14 protein-coding genes are annotated in these 20,040 nt (G+C 44.1%); 8 read left to right on the plus strand and 6 right to left on the minus strand.

Features of this window, described 5'->3' with window-relative positions:
* Positions 1-341: 341 nt before the first annotated feature.
* Together rne and L3V31_RS11785 are read left to right on the plus strand one after the other, a co-directional pair.
* A complete protein-coding gene (gene rne / locus L3V31_RS11780; RefSeq protein ID WP_237316235.1) occupies positions 342-3,410 on the plus strand; it encodes a ribonuclease E in 3,069 nt (1,022 codons plus the stop codon).
* A gap of 321 nt (positions 3,411-3,731) precedes the next feature.
* Positions 3,732-5,291, plus strand: a complete 1,560-nt coding sequence (locus L3V31_RS11785) for a SulP family inorganic anion transporter (RefSeq protein ID WP_237316236.1) — start codon at positions 3,732-3,734, stop codon at positions 5,289-5,291.
* A 73-nt stretch (positions 5,292-5,364) separates the two neighbouring features.
* Here the strand turns inward: L3V31_RS11785 and L3V31_RS11790 are convergent, their stop codons facing one another.
* Positions 5,365-5,814, minus strand: a complete 450-nt coding sequence (locus L3V31_RS11790) for a low molecular weight protein-tyrosine-phosphatase (protein WP_237316237.1) — start codon at positions 5,812-5,814, stop codon at positions 5,365-5,367.
* A gap of 121 nt (positions 5,815-5,935) precedes the next feature.
* Here L3V31_RS11790 and cobO point away from each other — a divergent pair, with 121 nt between their 5' ends.
* Positions 5,936-6,541 (plus strand): cob(I)yrinic acid a,c-diamide adenosyltransferase, encoded by a 606-nt coding sequence (gene cobO / locus L3V31_RS11795; RefSeq protein ID WP_237316238.1) that lies wholly within the window; start codon positions 5,936-5,938, stop codon positions 6,539-6,541.
* 68 nt (positions 6,542-6,609) lie between these two features.
* On the opposite strand, the gene L3V31_RS11800 is transcribed toward cobO, so the two are convergent.
* The 3 genes from L3V31_RS11800 to apbC all read right to left on the minus strand — a co-directional run bounded on the left by L3V31_RS11800 (position 6,610) and on the right by apbC (position 10,947).
* Positions 6,610-8,688 carry an AsmA family protein gene (locus L3V31_RS11800; RefSeq protein WP_237316239.1) on the minus strand — a complete coding sequence of 693 codons (2,079 nt, stop codon included), beginning with the start codon at positions 8,686-8,688 and terminating at the stop codon, positions 6,610-6,612.
* 349 nt (positions 8,689-9,037) lie between these two features.
* On the minus strand, positions 9,038-9,679 hold the full coding sequence (udk, locus tag L3V31_RS11805) for a uridine kinase (RefSeq protein ID WP_237316240.1): 642 nt from the start codon (positions 9,677-9,679) through the stop codon (positions 9,038-9,040).
* 191 nt (positions 9,680-9,870) lie between these two features.
* Positions 9,871-10,947, minus strand: a complete 1,077-nt coding sequence (gene apbC / locus L3V31_RS11810; protein WP_237316241.1) for an iron-sulfur cluster carrier protein ApbC — start codon at positions 10,945-10,947, stop codon at positions 9,871-9,873.
* A 161-nt stretch (positions 10,948-11,108) separates the two neighbouring features.
* On the opposite strand from apbC, the gene metG reads away from it, so the two are divergent.
* Together metG and L3V31_RS11820 are read left to right on the plus strand one after the other, a co-directional pair.
* Positions 11,109-13,184: a methionine--tRNA ligase gene (gene metG, locus L3V31_RS11815; RefSeq protein ID WP_237316242.1), complete on the plus strand. Its 2,076-nt coding sequence runs from the start codon at positions 11,109-11,111 to the stop codon at positions 13,182-13,184.
* 215 nt (positions 13,185-13,399) lie between these two features.
* Positions 13,400-14,206 carry a hypothetical protein gene (locus L3V31_RS11820; RefSeq protein WP_237316243.1) on the plus strand — a complete coding sequence of 269 codons (807 nt, stop codon included), beginning with the start codon at positions 13,400-13,402 and terminating at the stop codon, positions 14,204-14,206.
* Positions 14,207-14,285: 79 nt separating this feature from the next.
* On the opposite strand, the gene fadR is transcribed toward L3V31_RS11820, so the two are convergent.
* Positions 14,286-15,125 carry a fatty acid metabolism transcriptional regulator FadR gene (gene fadR / locus L3V31_RS11825; protein ID WP_237316338.1) on the minus strand — a complete coding sequence of 280 codons (840 nt, stop codon included), beginning with the start codon at positions 15,123-15,125 and terminating at the stop codon, positions 14,286-14,288.
* Between the two features lie 640 nt (positions 15,126-15,765).
* Between fadR and nhaB the strand changes: the two genes are divergently transcribed.
* Together nhaB and dsbB are read left to right on the plus strand one after the other, a co-directional pair.
* Positions 15,766-17,352 (plus strand): Na(+)/H(+) antiporter NhaB, encoded by a 1,587-nt coding sequence (nhaB, locus tag L3V31_RS11830; protein WP_237316244.1) that lies wholly within the window; start codon positions 15,766-15,768, stop codon positions 17,350-17,352.
* Between the two features lie 118 nt (positions 17,353-17,470).
* A complete protein-coding gene (gene dsbB, locus L3V31_RS11835; RefSeq protein ID WP_237316245.1) occupies positions 17,471-18,007 on the plus strand; it encodes a disulfide bond formation protein DsbB in 537 nt (178 codons plus the stop codon).
* An 80-nt stretch (positions 18,008-18,087) separates the two neighbouring features.
* On the opposite strand, the gene L3V31_RS11840 is transcribed toward dsbB, so the two are convergent.
* A complete protein-coding gene (locus L3V31_RS11840) occupies positions 18,088-18,696 on the minus strand; it encodes an SEC-C metal-binding domain-containing protein (protein ID WP_237316246.1) in 609 nt (202 codons plus the stop codon).
* A gap of 169 nt (positions 18,697-18,865) precedes the next feature.
* On the opposite strand from L3V31_RS11840, the gene dusC reads away from it, so the two are divergent.
* A complete protein-coding gene (gene dusC, locus L3V31_RS11845; RefSeq protein WP_237316247.1) occupies positions 18,866-19,834 on the plus strand; it encodes a tRNA dihydrouridine(16) synthase DusC in 969 nt (322 codons plus the stop codon).
* Positions 19,835-20,040 lie beyond the last annotated feature (206 nt).

Consider the following 20,040-nt stretch of genomic DNA (forward strand, 5'->3'; position numbering starts at 1 on the left):
GGTTATAATTTATTCACTACCATTCATTACTCCTCAAGCAGTGTGAGTAGAACGTTGAACGTCAGGTGCTGCAGTTGGCGTAAGACACCTTGAATTCAACACACTTGCCGCCCTACTCCTCGCATATTCACGTTGAGTACCTACCGCCCAAATAGCGGGTCACAAGTCTGCGTTTCCGACAGAAACCTAAAGAGATTTGTGATAACTGAAGTGCCCTAGAGCATCCCCTTCCAGCCGGGAGGCTGCAAAATATAAGTCATGGGATCAGGCACCGTGGAAAGCGACCAAACAGTGGCAAGTCGACAAGAAAGATATAAAAGAAAAGACAACGAGAATTTTCAATGAAAAGAATGTTAATTAACGCAACTCAAAAAGAAGAGTTGCGTGTCGCTCTGGTTGATGGCCAGCGACTTTTCGATCTTGATATCGAGAGTCCGGGACATGAATCTAAAAAAGCGAATATCTACAAAGGACGTATCACACGTATTGAACCAAGCTTAGAAGCCGCATTTGTTGATTACGGATCTGAGCGTCACGGTTTCCTCCCTCTCAAAGAAATTGCCCGCGAATATTTCCCAGAAGGTTACACATACCAAGGCCGTCCAAGCATTAAGGAAGTGCTGACCGAAGGCCAGGAAGTAATCGTACAAGTGGAAAAAGAGGAACGTGGTAGCAAGGGCGCAGCTCTGACTACTTTCATTTCTCTAGCAGGTAGCTACCTTGTTCTTATGCCTAACAACCCTCGTGCTGGTGGTATTTCTCGCCGTATCGAAGGTGACGAGCGTACTCAACTAAAAGCTGCACTCAGCACATTAGAACTGCCACAAGGCATGGGTCTGATCGTGCGTACAGCAGGTGTTGGTAAGAGTGCAGAAGAACTTGAATGGGATTTAAACGTTCTACTGAACCATTGGGGAGCGATTAAAGGTGCAGCAGATTCCAACCCTGCTCCATTCCTGATCCACCAGGAAAGTAACGTTATTGTTCGCGCAATCCGTGACTATTTACGTCGTGATATTGGTGAAATCCTTATCGATAGCAACACCATTTATGAGCGTGCAAAAGCGCACATTCAATTGGTTCGCCCGGATTTTATTAACCGTGTTAAGAAATACGACGGTGAAGTGCCACTGTTCAGCCACTACCAAATTGAAAGTCAGATTGAATCGGCTTTCCAACGTGAAGTGCGCCTGCCATCTGGTGGCTCAATTGTTATCGACCCAACAGAAGCACTGACTTCTATCGATATCAACTCAGCTCGCGCAACTAAGGGTGGTGATATCGAAGAGACCGCACTTAACACTAACTTAGAAGCAGCCGATGAGATTGCTCGTCAGCTACGTCTACGTGACCTAGGTGGTCTGGTTGTTATCGACTTTATCGATATGACGCCTGTTCGCCACCAGCGTGAGGTAGAAAACCGCCTACGTGAAGCCGTTCGTTTAGACCGTGCTCGCGTACAAATTGGCCGTATCTCTCGTTTTGGTCTGCTAGAAATGTCTCGTCAGCGTTTGAGCCCTTCTCTTGCGGAAGCGAGCCACCACATCTGTCCACGTTGTAGTGGTACGGGTGTTGTCCGTGACAACGAATCTTTAGCACTTTCTGTTCTTCGTTTAATCGAAGAAGAAGCACTGAAAGACAATACCGCACAAGTATTGGCGGTAGTCCCAGTACCAATCGCCTCTTACCTATTGAACGAAAAACGCCGCTCAGTTAACCACATCGAACGCATTCAAGAAGTGCAAATTACGGTAGTTCCTAACTCTGATATGGAAACACCGCACTTCGAAGTGATTCGTGTCCGTGAAGGCGAAGAGTTTGACCTAATTTCTTACCTACTTCCTAAGAAACTGGAAGCGCTTAAAGAAGCGGAAGGTAAGGAACCAGTAGAAACAGATATCAAGCCGAAGCGACTAGAAGAGCCAGTACTTAAAGGCTTTGCTGCACCTTCACAATCAGCACCAGCTCCAGCTCCAGCTTCTAAACCAGCACCAGTGGCGAAGAAGAAAGAAAGCGAAGAGGTGAAGAAAGAAGTCACACCAGGCCTATTTAGCCGTCTGTTTAAAGCACTTGGTAGTTTCTTATTCGGTGGTTCTCAAGAAGTAAAAGAAGAGCCGAAACCACAAGAAGAGCCAAAACCAAGCCGCGACAATAAGCGTAACAAGCGAGATCGTAACGATCGTCGTCGTAGCAACAGCAACCAACGTGATAACCGTGACAGCCGCGATAACCGTCGCCGTCGTAAACCTCGCGATGAACAAGCTACTGAGCAGAACGATACTCAGCAGCAACAAGCAACTGGCAATAAACAGCAAAATCGTAACCAGAAGCGTAAGCCTAAAGCTCCACAAGCAGAAAAAGCTCAAGAGCAAAAAGTGAACGCAAAAGTAGCAGAAAAAGGTCTACAGCTTGCAGCAGAAGCGCGCTCTGAAGAAAAACCAGAAAGCAGCAAAGCGAAGCCAAGCGCTAAAGCAGAAAAAGTTAAAGAACGTCGCCAACGTCGTAAACTAAACAAATCTGTTCGTGTTAAAGATCAGCAGGCTGCTGTCCAAGCTGAAGAAACTCTGGTTAAGGCTGCAGAATCGGTTGAAGCTCCAGTTGAGAAATCAGTCGTAGAGGCAGTAGAAACTCAGCAAGAAAACAAACAAGCAGAGTCAAAACAACGTCGTAATCGTCGTTCACCACGCCACCTTCGTGCAAGTGGTCAACGCCGTCGTCGTGGTCGCGATCGTCGCCCTAACCCATTCCGCCTACGCAAAGGTGGTGTTGCCTCTCCTGAGATGGCAATGGGTAAAGTGATGCCACGTTACATTCCAAAACCAGCGCCTAAGAAGGAAGAGCGAGTTAAGGAAGAAGCAGCAGTCGCAGCAGTACCGACAATGCAAGGTGGTTTCGCTTGCCCAGAGATGGCGATGGGTAAAGTAATTATCCGCCGTGATGTGCCAGCCGTCGCAGAGCCTAAACCTCAAGAAGAGGTAAAAGTCGAAGCCCCTGTCACCGAACCAGTGATTGCTGAACCAGCTGTTGTAGAACAAGCACCAGCAACGCCAATCGTAGAAGCAAATGAGGCACCAGTTGGCGACGCGACTGAAGCAACAGTTGAAGCTTCAGTAACAGAGCAACCTGCAGAGCCAGTAGTTGAAACTGTTGCTGAAACGACTGAAACTGTAGAAGAGGTGAAAACGCCTGTTCCTGCTGAAGTTAAAGAGCCAATCCTAGATGTGTTTAAAGCGGTCACTAAGCCAAACGCAAGTGCACCAATGACAAAAGCACCGGGACCTCAGGAGCTACGTGAGATTGAAGTGACTGCAGCACCATTTAAAGCGGAACGCTATCAGCCTAAAGGCGCAGGTAGTCAAGTAGCGAAAAACAGTGCTTCTGCGGAGATGACTAAACCAAACTTTAGCTAGTTTGAACGAGTAATAGTCTGAAACGCAAAATAAAGGCTGCCTTTTGGCAGCCTTTTTATTGGGTACTGATTTGCTCTAATTCTTCATATCAATATCAACGAATGATCACATATATAGGTCATTATTCGTATCATTCTTGAACTTAATCACACTTTTCGGTAGCATTCGCCGACTAAAGTTTTCGACACCATTCTGATGCTGCTCTTTTATTACTACGGTTTACACTGATTGAGTGAGCTCTAAATTCATCTTTTCAGTGGCTTGTGCAAATACGAATATGTGTCGGGATAAACTCACCTCAACGAGAACTTAAAAACAAACATGTTCGAATTTCCGCAATTTTCAAAGCACTCTGTAAAAAATGACGTGCTCTCAGGTTTGACCGTAGCGTTAGCATTGGTTCCTGAAGCAGTCGCATTCGCATTCGTTGCTGGTGTAGACCCAATGGTTGGTCTTTACGCTGCATTTATCGTTGGCTTGATCACTTCTATCTTTGGTGGTCGTCCAGGCATGATTTCCGGTGCAACAGGCGCAATGGCCGTTGTAATGGTATCTCTTGTTGCTAGTCACGGCGTTCAATACTTATTCGCAGCCATTATGCTCGCGGGTATTCTTCAGGTTGCCGCTGGACTGTTCAAGTTAGGTAAATTTATCCGAATCGTACCGCACCCAGTGATGATCGGCTTCGTAAACGGCTTGGCGATCGTTATCTTCTTGGCTCAACTTGGCCAATTTAAAGCGCCTGACATCAACGGCATTTTGACTTGGTTACCACAAGATCAGATGATGCTAATGCTTGGTTTGGTTGCACTAACAATGGCAATCATTCACTTCTTACCTAAAATTACAACGGCAGTACCATCTTCGCTGGTAGCTATCGTAACGGTTACCGCGCTAGTGGTTGGTTTAGATCTTGAAACCCGTACCGTAGTTGACTTTTTACGTACAATGTCTGGTGATGAAGCGGCGACGCTAGCTGGCTCTCTGCCAACATTCTCTATTCCAATGGTGCCATTAACACTGGAAACACTACAGATCATCCTTCCTTACGCCATTATCCTTGCTGCTATCGGTCTGATTGAGTCTCTACTGACTCTGACAGTATTGGATGAGATGACAAATACACGCGGCCAATCTAACCGTGAATGTATTGGTCAAGGTATGGCTAACATGACTTGTTCAGTATTCGGTGCTATGGGTGGTTGTGCGATGATTGGTCAATCGATGATCAACGTAAACTCAGGTGGTCGTGGTCGCCTTTCTGGTATCGTTGCGGCCGTCGCTTTGTTGATGTTTATCCTGTTCGCATCTTCGCTAATCGAAATGATTCCTCTTGCAGCACTTGTTGGTGTGATGTTTATGGTTGTAATCGGTACATTCGAATGGGCGACATTTAAACTGGCTCGCCGCGTACCAAAACAGGACTTCTTCGTTATCTTACTGGTAACTGTGGTGACTGTACTTACAGACCTTGCTGTTGCAGTAGGTGTTGGTGTGGTCGCGTCTGCCCTAATGTTTGCTTGGCAGCATGCTAAGCACATCTACGCTGACACGTGCCTGAATGAAGAAGGTTCAAAAGAATACAAAATCCACGGCCCTATCTTCTTTGGTTCTGCTGCGAACTTCCTTGAATTGTTCAACGCACAAGAAGACCCGAAAGATGTCATCGTCGACTTTGCTGACTCACGAGTTACTGACCACTCAGCGATTGAAGCAATTGAGACCTTGGCAGAGCGTTACGCCGTTTTGGGCAAGACACTTCATTTACGCCACTTGAGCCAAGATTGCCGTAAACTTCTCGACAAAGCAGGCAGTCTGGTCGAAATCAATGTCAAAGAAGACCCTAGCTACAAAGTTGCAACTGACTTGCTAGCCGGGTAATACAATTCGAAGATAAATAGGTAAAGGGATGAGTCAAACTCATCCCTTTTTTATTTGGCTGGGTATTTAGAAGTTACAACTTCTTCAAAATGACTTCTGCCGCCTCTTCAATTAGATCCAATACCAACTCAAAACCATCTCCTCCTCCGTAGTATGGGTCCGGAATTTCGTCATAGCTGGAATCAGAGTGACTGAGAAACAAAGTGATTTTATGGCGGTGCTCAGCAGGACAAATATCAAAAAGATCGGCTAAATTGGCTTTGTCTGCCGCCAGTACCATATCAAAGTACTCAAAGTCGTCACTTTTTACCTGACGCGCTCGCATGCCTTTAAAAGAATATCCTCGCTGTTTTCCTGCCAACATAGCCCGAGAGTCGGGAGGATTACCTGCGTGATAACCAATAGTCCCTGCAGAATCAACCTCTACCGTAACACCAAGCTTGTTTGCTTTCGCTCTGAGTACCGCTTCCCCTGTGGGAGAGCGACAAATATTTCCCATACAAACAACGAGTATTCTCTTCATTTTATTCCCTGAATTATCGGTGGTTTTTCTGAATCACTTGTTGATCTATCATAGCGACATAATACGACTAACCCAAGCTCATGCGACGCCTGGGTGTAATAAAAGGAATTGAGGTACTAATATGTCTATCGAAGAAAATAAAGAAGCCCGTCACAAGGCTCGCCAACAGAAAGTGAAAGAACAGGTAGACGCTAAAATCGCTGCCGCGCAGGAAGAAAAGGGCTTGCTCCTAATTATTACAGGAAATGGCAAAGGTAAATCCACGTCAGGCTTTGGCACTATTGCTCGTGCCGTAGGACATGGTTTGAATTGCGCTGTTGCCCAATTTATTAAAGGCACTTGGGATAACGGTGAACGTAACCTACTTGAGAAATTAGGCGTTGAGTTTCAAGTTATGGCGACGGGCTTTACCTGGGAGACTCAAAACAAATCGGCAGATACAGAAGCGGCACAATTGGTCTGGCAAGAATGTAAGCGCATGCTGCAAGACGAATCTCTTGATGTGGTTCTGTTCGACGAACTGACTTACATGGTCAGTTATGGCTACATAGATTTAGATGAAGTTGTAGAAGCACTCAACAATCGCCCTAAAATGCAGTCTGTTGTCATCACAGGCCGCGGTGCGCATCGTACACTGATTGAAATGGCCGACACCGTCTCTGAGGTGAAAAACGTCAAGCACGCTTTCGAGTCCGGCGTAAAAGCCTTGAAAGGTGTGGATTGGTAATTTGAAGACTTTCCTTTAGGAATCAAAAAGGGTTGGCGAAGTGCCAACCCTTTGCATATCAACGGAGGTTAGTTAAATAAGTTTTTCAACAAACCGTCAACCGCTTCTTTAGTTTTCTCATCTTTGATTTTGTCCGTAAGTTTCTCTACACCACGGTCAATCTCTTTTTGTGCTTTTTGTTTCAGCACATCATCAAATACCAGTTTGAACTTAGGGTCAGCCCACTTACCAGACACATTGATGGGTATCGTAATGTCTTTCAGCTCATCGATATTCTTACCACCTTGCCCTTCTAGCGTGCCGACAATGGACGTACTGATAGTGAAATCGACGGTTTCGTTCAGATAATTTGCTTTACCTTTACCACGCACACGCAGCAATGGTGACTGTGCCTTCATGTCATCTGTTGATACTACGCCTTTGTTTAGCCTCAATGTTGCAGTCATTGCACTGAAGTCCGTTTTCTTCACTTCCTTCGTGCTTTCAACCGACTGACCTTTGAATTTTGCGTAGTTTTCTCGGATTAACTGCGCCACGTTGATGCCATGAACAGCACCATCAGCAAAGTTAATCGCCACCGTTCCAACTAGGTTCTGTTTAATTCCCGTCGGTGTTAGGCTGTTGCCTTTCACGTTGATGTCAATATTACCGGTGCCTTCTAACTTATCATTATCAGCAACATCCACTAATAACGGTTGTACATGCACACCTTTAATCGTATTCGTTACAATGTATGTCGCAGGAGTCTTACGAGCATCCAATTGTGCTTTCGCGTTAATCGTGCCTTGATAGAGTTTTGAGCTGAATGAAGTGAGTTCAGCAACGCCACGGTTGACTGTAAAGCTTGCTTTCACGGCTTCCATTTTCGCGTTTGCCGCTTTGAAGTTGTCTATCGCGATGTCACCTTTAACATCCAGTGTCTTCAGTGCTGACAAATCAGGTTCTGCTTCTGGGCCTGTTTTGGTGGTTTCGCTAGTTGATGCCGATTTACCACCAGATTGCTGGTTTAGCCCCAGGAATTCATCCAAATCAATATTTGGGCTATGCAGCGCAAAACGAACTTTAGGGATATCACTTAAAGTCACATCCGCTTTGCCGTCTAGCTCGATAGCATTTGCTGTGAGCTTCTCCAACACAAAACTTAAGTGGCTTTTGCTCAGATCAAAAGACAAATCAGATAACATGTCCACCTTCATCGGCGATTGTGGCAGAGTATCACCTTCAAATGTCGATTTAAGTGATAACTTGTCTAATTGCACTTTACTGATCGCGTTGTCGACACTTAGTTGAGCTGCGCCTTGCATGTCCAACTTCATATCTGCAGCACTGCCTTTAAGGGCATAGCTCAAGTTATTAGCAGTATCAAATGCAAAAGTATCCAAAGTGATGTTGGCCGATTCGATATTGTTGCTTGGGTCAGCGTAAGTTGCATCAACCTTGATGTTCTTTAGCTCGTAACTTGCAAGACCTTTAGCTAATTTAAAATCTGCTTGACCTTGTGCGGTGAACTTCTGGTCATTCATCTCACCTTTTATGCCAAAATCTGCTGTCGTCCAATTATCAAAAGCAAATTCAGAAAGATTGAGAGAAATATCATACAGTTTGGTGTAACTGTCGGCTTGCTTATCCTGAATCTCTAAAGAACCATTAGATACAGTTACACCAGCAAGATTGATCGTCCAATCAGAACCTGACTGTTGTGTCTCTGCGCTCTGTTCCGATGCTGCTGTACTATCTACTTGTTGCGATTGTTGCGCTTGCGTCAGTGCATCAATATTTTTGCTGCCATCCGACTTAGTTTCGAGATAAAACTCGGCACCGTCGAGTGTGACATTACCAATTTCCAACTGCTTACTGAAAAGCGGAGTAACGGATACCTCTACGCTCACAGCATCTACTTTGAACAGATTTGGCTGACTGAAGCCTTGTGGGTTTCTCAGTTCGGTACGACCTAGCTCAAGACCAATGGACGGGAAAAATTGCCAGCTAAGATCCCCTTCAATCACTAACTCCAAACCCGTTTGTTTTTGGGCTTGTTCAACGATAAGAGGCTTAAATTGATTAGGGTTTACAAAAATAGTTAAAGCGAGAATCGCCCCAACAACTAGGACAACTGGTATTGCAATAATTAAGAGCAGTTTCTTCATTTGTTTATCCTTGCTCGTGTGTTTTTAAATCGTACCAATCACAGTAAATCAGTGTTCAGAAATAGCGTAGGAAAAACACTTGAGAACAAAGCAAAAGTTTTCGATAAGTAGTTATTCTACAATCAGAACTTTTAACGCCATTATCGAGTGTTTTATCAAGCTAGAATGACCGATTATTTACTACGATTGGTATCATAATAGTTGATTTATTCTATCGCTGACAGTTCCGTGAAAGCGTGAAATTATCCTTTATTGTAGTGCAACTGATTAATTTAAAAACAAAAAAAGAAGTGACACCTAAGGTGCCACTTCTTTTTACAAAAATAAAGCGATATAGCCGTTTAAAGACTTATGCTTTCAGAAGTCTTGCAATGTGAGCTTTTAGTACATCAATTGCAATGCGGTTTTTACCGCCACGAGGAACAATGATATCCGCATATTGCTTAGAAGGTTCGATAAACTGCATGAACATCGGACGCACTGTCTGTTGATATTGCTTTAGAACGGATTCCATTGTACGACCACGCTCTTCAACATCGCGCTTAACACGACGAAGCAGACAGATATCTAGCGGTGTGTCCATAAATACCGTCGCATGCATTAGGTCACGTAAACGAGGATCAGTAAGAAGAAGAATACCTTCAAGAATAATGACCTTTTTAGGTGTCAATGTTGTAGTGTGACTTGTTCTGGTGTGCTCAGTGTAGCTGTACTCTGGTACTTCTACTGCTTCACCACGAACTAACTTTTCAAGGTGCTCACATAGCAAGTCGTGGTCCAACGCACTCGGGTGGTCGTAGTTGGTCTTTACTCGCTCTTCCATGCTTAGGTGGCTTTGGTCGTTGTAATAGCAATCTTCCGTGATGACACCGATTTGATGATCGCCTACTTTCTCGCGAAGCTCGTTATAAATGGTGCTTGCGATCAGACTTTTTCCAGAAGCAGAAGCGCCAGCAATACCTACGATGACGCAATGATTATTATCAGACATTAATTTGCACCCGATGATGATTTCTAGTGACATAAAAAGATAAACCGCGTGATTATAGGGAGTTCACCTCTTAGTTACTAGCTGGAATTAGAGTTTAGCCGTAAGTTTCTAACGACTCGGAGGATTAACCTCCGAGTAAACGTTAAAACATGCAACTTTCAACCATAAAACTTAACAAACTTAGTTAAGAGTTAATTGACCATTGTAAAACTGATTGCATCTGGTTTGGCTTTACCATGCCAATACATCGTGCTGCATACACGATCAGCGAGCTGTTTGTAGTAGCCTGCATGCTCACTGTCTGGTCTTCTCGCAACAGTTGGGACCCCGGAGTCAATGTCTTCTCGCATTGAAATATGCAATGGGATTTGGCCTAAAAGCGCTAAACCAAACTCCTGACACATTTTCTCAGCTCCACCCATTCCAAAGATGTGCTCAGTCGCACCACATTGGCTACAGATGTGATAGCTCATATTTTCAACAACACCCACAACAGGCACATTCACTTTGTTAAACATTGCTGCACCTTTACGCGCATCAGCCAATGCTAGGTCTTGTGGTGTCGTCACCAATACCGTTCCTGTCACAGGGATTTGCTGTGACAAGGTAAGTTGTATGTCCCCAGTACCAGGTGGCATGTCGATAACCAAGTAGTCCAATTCAGGCCAGTCGGTTTCGGTAAGCAGTTGTGACAAAGCTTTCGAGGCCATAGGACCACGCCAAATAGCCGCTTCTGACTTGTCAACTAGATAACCAATAGAATGAGTATAGATCCCATGAGCCAAAATAGGCTCCATCCATTTTGAATCACGCACTTCTGGTTTGGCATCTTCTTGGCCAAGCATCATAGGAACCGAAGGGCCATAGATGTCAGCATCCAACAGACCAACTTTTGCACCTGATTGAGCAATCGCCAACGCTAAGTTTACTGCTGTGGTTGATTTACCTACGCCGCCTTTTGCCGAACTGACCGCTATAATGTTTTTTACCCCTTTAACATTATTGGTCACGTGTGTTTCCAGAGCCTTGACACTCAATTCAATTTGAAACGCAAACTCAGGTACTGCCCGAGAGCTTTGCTGCTGCTTGACCCAATCGTGTAACGAGGCTTTAAGCTCATTACTTGCGAATGGTAAAGTAATATCAATACCACCTTGTGCTGTTATCGTTACGATACCGCTAACATTTGACCAATTATCCACCAACAGTGGGTGTTCGAACTGGTTAAACCAATCACAAAAATCTTGTTTTGAAGTGAACTGATGCATACGCCCTCCTTTTGAGTCCCATGCTACCACTGACCCATCGTAATCAGAACCCCAAAAAAACTAAGGCATTCCACAGTTTGACACCTTGGAGTTAGTGAGCTCATGGGGTAGTATTATCCATCAAAAATCTTTATACCTATCAAGAAAAGCGAATATTAAGTATGGCAAACGATCCAAGACCTCTTTCTTCAAGAAAAATGCTGGTAACTTGTGCCCTTCCGTACGCTAACGGTTCGATTCACCTTGGTCATATGCTTGAACACATCCAAGCAGACATCTGGGTTCGTTACCAACGCCTACGTGGCAACACTGTAAACTTCATCTGTGCTGACGATGCTCACGGCACGCCAATCATGCTTAAAGCGCAACAGATGGGTATTACTCCTGAAGAAATGATTGCCGCAGTTAGCGAAGAACACCAGAAAGACTTTGCTGGCTTTGATATCAGCTTTGATAACTACCACAGCACGCACTCAGAAGAGAACCGCGAGCTGGCTTCGCACATCTACCTTGAGCTAAAGAAAAACGGTTTTATTTCTAGCCGCACTATTTCTCAGTTGTTCGACCCAGAAAAAGAGATGTTCCTACCGGACCGTTTCGTAAAAGGTACCTGTCCGAAATGTAAGTCTGAAGACCAGTACGGTGATAACTGTGACAACTGTGGTGAGACTTACAGCCCGACAGAACTGATCAATCCGAAATCTGCCGTTTCTGGTGCGACGCCAGTAATGAAAGATTCTGAACATTTTTTCTTCGACCTGCCTCAGTTTGAAAGCATGCTAAAAGAGTGGACTCGCTCTGGCTCGCTACAAGCTGAAACCGCGAACAAGATGCAAGAGTGGTTTGAATCTGGTCTACAACAGTGGGATATCTCACGTGATGCGCCTTACTTTGGTTTCGAGATCCCAGGTGAGAAGAACAAATTCTTCTACGTATGGCTAGACGCACCTATTGGCTACATGGGCTCTTTCAAAAACCTATGTGACAAGCGCGACGATCTAGACTTCGACGAATACTGGAACAAAGACAGCTCAGCAGAACTGTACCACTTCATCGGTAAAGACATTGTTTACTTCCACAGCCTATTCTGGCCAGCAATGCTAGAAGGTTCTGGTTTCCGCAAACCTAACAACGTATTCGTACACGGTTACGTAACGGTGAACGGCGCGAAAATGTCTAAGTCTAAAGGTACCTTCGTCAAAGCGAGCACTTACCTAGAACACCTAGACCCAGAATGTCTACGTTACTACTACGCGGCGAAGCTAAACAGCCGTATCGACGACCTAGACCTTAACCTTGAAGACTTCACTCAGCGCGTAAACGCTGACGTTGTGAACAAGATCGTTAACCTAGCATCACGTAACGCTGGCTTCATCGCAAAACGTTTTGAAGGCAAGCTGTCTGACAACTTTGCAGAGCCTGAGCTGTACAACGAGTTCGTTGCTGCCGCTGACCGTATTGCTGAGCTTTACGAAACGCGTGAATTTGGTCGTGCTATTCGTGAAATCACTGCACTGGCAGACAAAGCTAACCAATACGTTGATGAAAAAGCACCGTGGGTTGTAGCAAAAGAAGAAGGCAAAGATCAGGAACTACAAGAAATCTGTTCTGTGGGTATCAACCTGTTCCGCGTACTGATGACTTACCTAAAACCAGTAATGCCAGCACTTGCTGCGCGTACTGAAGCGTTCCTAAACCAAGAACTGACTTGGGAAAACATTGCGGCGCCACTAACGGGTCACGAGATCACTAAGTTCAAAGCACTGTTCAACCGTATTGATCCTAAGAACATCGAAGCGATGATCGAAGCGTCAAAAGAAGATGCGGCGGCAGAAATGGCGGCGAAAGAAAAAGCCGAAGCGGAAAAGAACAAGGCTAGCCAAACTGAGCTAGATAAAGATCCAATCGCTGAAGAGATTGAGTTCGACGCTTTTGCTGCAGTAGATATGCGTATCGCTCGCATCATCTCTTGTGAAGAAGTGCCAAAAGCAAACAAACTGCTTAAGTTCCAATTGGATATCGGTGGTGAAACTCGTCAAGTATTCTCTGGCATTAAGTCAGCGTACAAACCTGAAGAGCTAGAAGGCAAGCTAACCGTAATGGTAGCCAACTTAAAACCTCGTAAGATGAAGTTTGGTATGTCTGAAGGCATGATCCTAGCAGCTGGCCCTGGCGGCAGTGACCTATGGATTCTTGAGCCACACGAAGGTGCTCAGCCTGGTATGCGCGTAATGTAATTCGCCATTAACGAGTTAAGACTTACTTCACAGAATCCCCGCCAAAATGGCGGGGATTTTTTGATCAATTTCACAATATTGTGCATTTATCGCACCAAAATTGAGCAAAACTAACAATTTAGGTCTTTCGGGCACTGTTTAGATATAAAACTGGTTAGGAATAAATTTTGCATGGCTACCTTAGCTAGGTCTTAAGAACTAACAAGGAGTTAGTCATGTTTGTCTTGATTTCGACATTACTGTCTATAGTCATTCTCGCTGGTATTTATCACCTCTCATCAAAACGAGAGCAGCAACATGCGAGTAAATATAAGTTACTAACACTACTACGTGATGTAGTGCACCTACTTCGTCGTCATCGTGCCGCGACACACTACTCTATTCAATTCAATAAAAATAAAGAACAGGAAATAGAGAATCTTAATCAGGCTTTGACCCAGAAATTGCATATTCTTGTGGAGTCATCACGCTCAGAAAACAAACCTATGTATCGAGTCTTACAGATAAATGTAAACAAAATGCTGGAGCAATGGCGACAAAACAGTGTGGCTCGTAATCAGATGGAACATGGTAAGCTCATCCGCCACTGCCTGTTCTTAATGGATGAGATCACCATTGCTTGGCTCGCTATCGAGCAAAGAGATGAGCTCCACGATGAATACCATATTAGCTGGCAGGCCATCATTGATAATCTCGAAACACTCACTCAGTTACGTATTTGTATCAGAGACTTTGATGATGTGTCCGATCAGGAACGTTTAAAGAACACAGCAGCCATTATGCTTCGTAAGCTCAATCAATTAGCCGTAATCGCCCCACTAAGTATATCGTCACCAGTCGCAGTGCGTTCAATACAGGCTCTGCACGATTATGTTGAAGATAGAGTCACAGGGCTGACAGAAGAACAGCTATACGATATTACCTCGGATTTATCGTTGACGATTTTTAATACGTACGACCATGTACTTTCAACGGTAGTTGAAGAACTTTACTTACCCCTTCCCAGACTCACACTAGCGTAACCCCCATTACTGTAAATAAGACAATAAAAAACCGCAGACCTTGTCTGCGGTTTTTTAGAATCATGAGTAGTTATTAAACTTAGCTATCATCTTCGGTAAAGCTAGTTGGTAACTGCTTCTTCATTTCGTTCCAGATCAATGCACTTTCGATACCGTAATGACGAATAACAACAGGAAGCTGATCAGGCTCCGTATTTTCACATGTTTCCAGCAGCTGACGGTAGAATTTTAACGCCAACTCGCGAGAAGCTGGATTTGAGAAGTAGTAGCTGCCGACACGGTCATACAGTTTTTTCAATCCGTTAAAGATAAGACCATAAATCTGGTTGCCAGAATGGAATGCTAAACGCTGAAACAACATATAGTCGTAGAAGTTGAACGTTTTAGCGATGAGGATCTCTTGTCGCTTCGCCTCGTCTTTTTCGTTGTCTTCTTTAACGTTTTGCAGAACCTTATCTGCATACGGAGAAGAGGCGATAAATTCATCCCAAGACGTGGCATTCATAAGTGCTTCACAAGACTCAATCACGTTCTTGATCGTACGCTCAGAGCTTTCTTTATTCATCTTAAACGCGTAGCGCATGAAGATTGGGCTGATGTTCGTGCGTGCTGCAAGCAGATCTTCTACAATATTCGTTGCATTATCGACATCCAAGGTCATCAGCGTATCCAAAATGTGCAGACCTGACGTCTCCATGAATTGGTTTACTTTTGTTGGTTTGCCATGCTGAATGGTCAACCATCCATCACGTGCTAATCGTTGAAGAACCTCTCGCAACGTTGTGCGCGTAACACCGATCAGTTCAGACAGCTCACGCTCAGCAGGTAAAATTGAGCCCGGAGGAAAACGGCCGTTCCAAATGCTCTCGATAATGTACTTTTCTGCAAATCCAGCAGGGCTTTTCGCCTTTATGACCATTCTACGTTTATCCAATATTGATTTTTGAGGGTCGATACTACTCATCATACCACTAGTTAACGGTTTGAGAAAACTAACGAAGAATATTTGAAGCACCATAAAAATAGAGCAAAAACTCTACATATAGTCTCAATAGTGAATCATTAATAACTTCACTCTAACAAGTAAAACCAACATTTTACTTAAAAGGCACTGCTCATAATTCCTCTGAAAATAACGAAACTTTAGTCACATTTTTATATTTAAAATATAAAAAATTAGTTTGTACTCGCTCAACAAATTTTTCAGTTACATTATTATTTTTCGTACCTAGTCGTCATTTAGTGTCCCAAAAGGAGTTTTATAAAACTTTCATGATATAATGCCACACGTTCGATCGCGTTATTACATTAGAAAAGTTATTTAAGTCAGAAGCCTTGCGCTTTGTTATTGACTATTAAAAACGTGAGTGTAGAGTTTGCGATCGAAAATGAGCGGTGCTTAAGTTCAAAGGAAGTAACTTGGCAAGACTACAATAAAACAAAGGATTGTTGTTTTACTAAGTTACTGTTTTAAAAGGCTAAACAATAAGTCCAATAAACAAGTACTTATGCACTAAATTGTAGTATCTATTCATAAATTTATTATAAAGAGATTTATCATGCCGATATCGCTCGGAAACGCTTTTATCAAGAACTTTCTAGGTAAAGCGCCTGATTGGTACAAAGTTGCCATTATAGCCTTCTTAATAATTAACCCTATTGTTTTCTTTTTTATCAGTCCATTTGTTGCTGGATGGTTGCTGGTCGCTGAATTTATTTTTACGTTAGCAATGGCGTTAAAATGCTACCCGTTACAGCCAGGTGGTTTACTTGCAATCGAAGCCATTGCAATTGGGATGACTAGCCCTGCACAAGTGAAACATGAGTTGGTAGCGAATATTGAAGTGTTGTTACTTCTAATATTCATGGTTGCCGGTATCTACTTCATGAAGCACCTTCTGCTGTTTATTTTTACCAAAATATTACTTGGCATTCGCTCAAAAACGCTTCTGTCACTGGCATTTTGTTTTGCCGCGGCGTTTTTATCTGCGTTTTTGGATGCGCTAACCGTTATTGCTGTGGTTATCAGCGTTGCAGTAGGCTTCTACTCGATTTACCACAAAGTAGCGTCAGGCAACCCTATTGGCGACCATGACCATACACAAGATGACACCATCACCGAGCTGACTCGTGATGACCTCGAAAACTACCGCGCATTTTTACGCTCATTGCTAATGCACGCTGGTGTGGGTACTGCACTTGGTGGTGTAACCACCATGGTGGGTGAACCTCAAAACCTTATCATTGCCGATCAGGCTGGTTGGTTTTTCGGTGAGTTCCTGATTCGAATGTCACCCGTTACGTTACCTGTTCTATTCTGTGGCTTGATTACTTGTGCATTGGTAGAAAAGCTAAAAGTCTTTGGTTACGGCTCACAACTGCCCAATAACGTTCGCCAAATCCTTGTCGACTTCGACCGCGAAGAGCGTAAAACACGTACAAATCAAGACGTGGCTAAGCTTTGGGTTCAGGGCTTTATCGCAGTATGGCTAATTGTTGCTCTTGCATTACACTTAGCAGCGGTTGGTCTGATCGGGCTTTCGGTTATTATTCTGGCAACGTCGTTTACTGGTGTTATTGATGAACATTCAATGGGTAAAGCGTTTGAAGAAGCATTGCCATTTACCTCCTTACTTGCCGTGTTCTTCTCTGTCGTCGCCGTAATCATAGACCAACAGCTATTTAAGCCAGTTATTGATGCTGTACTCGCTGTAGAAGACAAAGGAACCCAGCTTGCCCTGTTCTATGTCGCAAACGGCTTGCTATCCATGGTTTCGGACAACGTGTTTGTTGGTACGGTTTATATCAACGAAGTAAAAACCGCTCTCATCGAAGGCTTGATTACCCGTGAGCAGTTTGATTTGCTAGCGGTGGCTATCAATACCGGTACAAACTTACCTTCAGTAGCAACACCAAATGGACAAGCTGCGTTTCTATTCTTGCTGACTTCAGCACTTGCACCGCTTATTCGCCTTTCTTATGGCCGAATGGTTATCATGGCATTGCCATACACCGTAGTGTTAGCGATTGTAGGTCTTATGGGGATTATGTTCTTCTTAGAGCCAGCAACCGCGTCTTTCTACGAAGCAGGTTGGATAACGCTGCACAATACTGACCTAACTCCAGCTGTTTCAGGTGGACATTAGGACGTGTTGACCTTCTGAAGTTAACATGCCCTAATATTTAAGTTGATTAAGAAACTTATCCACGATAAAAAGCTCTGAGTAATCAGAGCTTTTTATATTTTCAGACAGGATTGAAACCGTGAATATTTTTAGATCACTAAACCAGTTTTCCAAGGGGCGCCTATCTTGGATGCTTCTTCTCTTTTTTATCATTTTCTTTGAAGCATGTGCCCTCTACTTTCAACACGTGATGATGTTGGCTCCGTGTGTAATGTGTATTTACGAGCGAGTGGCTATGTTGGGAATTGGCGGAGCTGCAATTATCGGCTTGATATCACCTAGCAATCCACTCTTCCGATGGCTAGGTTTTATCACATGGGGTCTTAGTGCATACAAAGGCCTGTTACTTGCGCTACAGCACGTCGATTATCAGTTCAATCCATCGCCGTTTGCGACCTGTGACGTATTCGTGACTTTCCCGAGCTGGGCTCCACTGAATCAATGGGCGCCGTGGATGTTTGAAGCCTACGGAGATTGTTCGGAGATTGTGTGGCAGTTCTTAACATTATCTATGCCACAATGGTTAGTGGTCATTTTTGCAGGTAACTTAGTCTTCCTCGCTCTTGTCGTGATTGCTCAGTTTTTCCCAGCAAGACGCAAGAACCCGATTCTTTAAAACATATACACAAATAGCAACCAAGCCGACCTCATGGTCGGCTTTGCATAATTTTTCGCATTAAATCAGAAAAATAGTGATTATTTACCACAACACTGCTTGAACTTTTTACCACTCTCACACGGGCAGGGATCGTTACGACCCACACCTTTAAATGGATTCAGGCTCTTTGCTTTGTTTCCCACCATGAGTTCGTCTGCACCCAATGCTGCCTCACTGATCATCAAGTCAAGTTGATCAATCAGTTCACTCAGTGCCGGTGGGTTCTCAATACCAGCATCACGCATGTGTTGTTGGGTCGCTGATTCATCAATCGCGAGCATCATCGTCGTTAGCAAAGCTTGCAGCATGCGCTGTAAGCCGTCATTGAGCTCGGTACCTTGCCACTGTTCTTCAATCAAAGGCCAAACCGACATGAATCCTTCAGCGAAGTCAGCCAGTTGCTCTGGATGATTGTCTGTCAGAGCGAGTACTGAATACTCGTTACGTAGAATACGATTGTGCTGCTTGTTAATCTGCTCTTCAACCGCAGGTTGAATTGCCTTAAAGTCAGCCCCAAGTAGCGGCTCTAACCAAGTCTCTGGAGCCAAGGGCTTAGTTGTAAGGTTTGCTGCTAACACAGCCCCTTCAATAAACAGTGAAGATTCATCTAGCTGAACCTCACCCTTTTCAATCAGTGTATATTGCATGACATCTGGTTTCCCATGAATTTGCCGGCATTATACCCCAGAGCTTTAACTCAAGTAACCTCGGTATACCGGTTTGATAAATTTGCTCGCTTCGAGTCTTTTAATGACAAACTAGGCTGGCCTCGCTACAATCGCCCTCCTTTTATCACCAAACTGTACTAGGCAAACTATGCGAGTTGTATTAGGCCCAATGGAAGGCGTTTTAGACCATTTGATGCGCCAAATTTTGACCGAAATAAACGACTATGATCTTTGTGTCACTGAATTCGTTCGAGTTATCGATCAGTTATTGCCGGATCACGTATTCCATCGTTTGTGCCCGGAACTTCTGCAAGGCTCTCAAACTGCATCTGGTGTACCTGTACATGTTCAATTGTTGGGTCAAGAACCAAACTGGATGGCCGAAAATGCGATTAAAGCTGCTGATCTTGGTGCTCGTGGTATCGATATCAACTTTGGTTGCCCTGCTAAAATGGTGAACAAAAGTAAAGGTGGCGCGGCACTTCTTCAACATCCAGAGTTGATTCACCAAGTCGTAAAAGCGTGCCGTGAAGCGGTTCCTGAAAACATCCCGGTAAGTGCAAAAATTCGCCTAGGTTGGGAAAACCCTGAAGACTGCTTCGAAATTGTCGATGCAATCCAGTCTGCTGGCGCAAATGAGCTAACGGTTCATGCCCGAACCAAGCAAGGTGGGTATAAAGCTTCAGAGATCAAATGGGAATACATTACGAAAATCCGCGAGCGTTTCTCTATTCCTTTAATTGCCAATGGTGAAATCTGGGACTACAAAGACGGTCAACGCTGTATTGAGACCACTGGAGTTGATTCATTGATGGTCTGCCGAGGCGCATTTAACATTCCAAACTTAGGAAACATGGTAAAACACAACCACCAGCCTATGTCTTGGCCGGAAGTGGTCGAATTGCTGATTTACTACTCTAAGTTCGAGATGAAAGGTGACAAAGGGCTGTACTACCCGAACCGAGTTAAACAATGGTTCTCTTATTTGCGTCAATCTTACCCAGAAGCAAAAGACTTGTTCCGTGAAATCCGCACCTTTAATAAAGCTGCGCCTATTGTTGAGCATATTCAACGATATCGCGATGAGTTGGTGTCAGCGACATCACGAGTGGCTTAGATAATCAAACCGTTAAAAGGGCGACGATTCGCCCTTTTTTACGCTCCAGCCAAACACTAGTACACTTTTATTTTTGCCGTTGTGCTTTGCCTGATCTAATTTCTCATCAGTCGAATTAAACAACTCATCACGCTTTTATCACCGCTTTCTCTACAGAAAACGATGCTTCCCGATACGGTAAACCCACTGCTAGTGATAAAGACAGT

This window comes from Vibrio sp. J1-1 (assembly GCF_021728395.1).
In the GTDB taxonomy this organism is placed as follows: Bacteria; Pseudomonadota; Gammaproteobacteria; order Enterobacterales; family Vibrionaceae; genus Vibrio.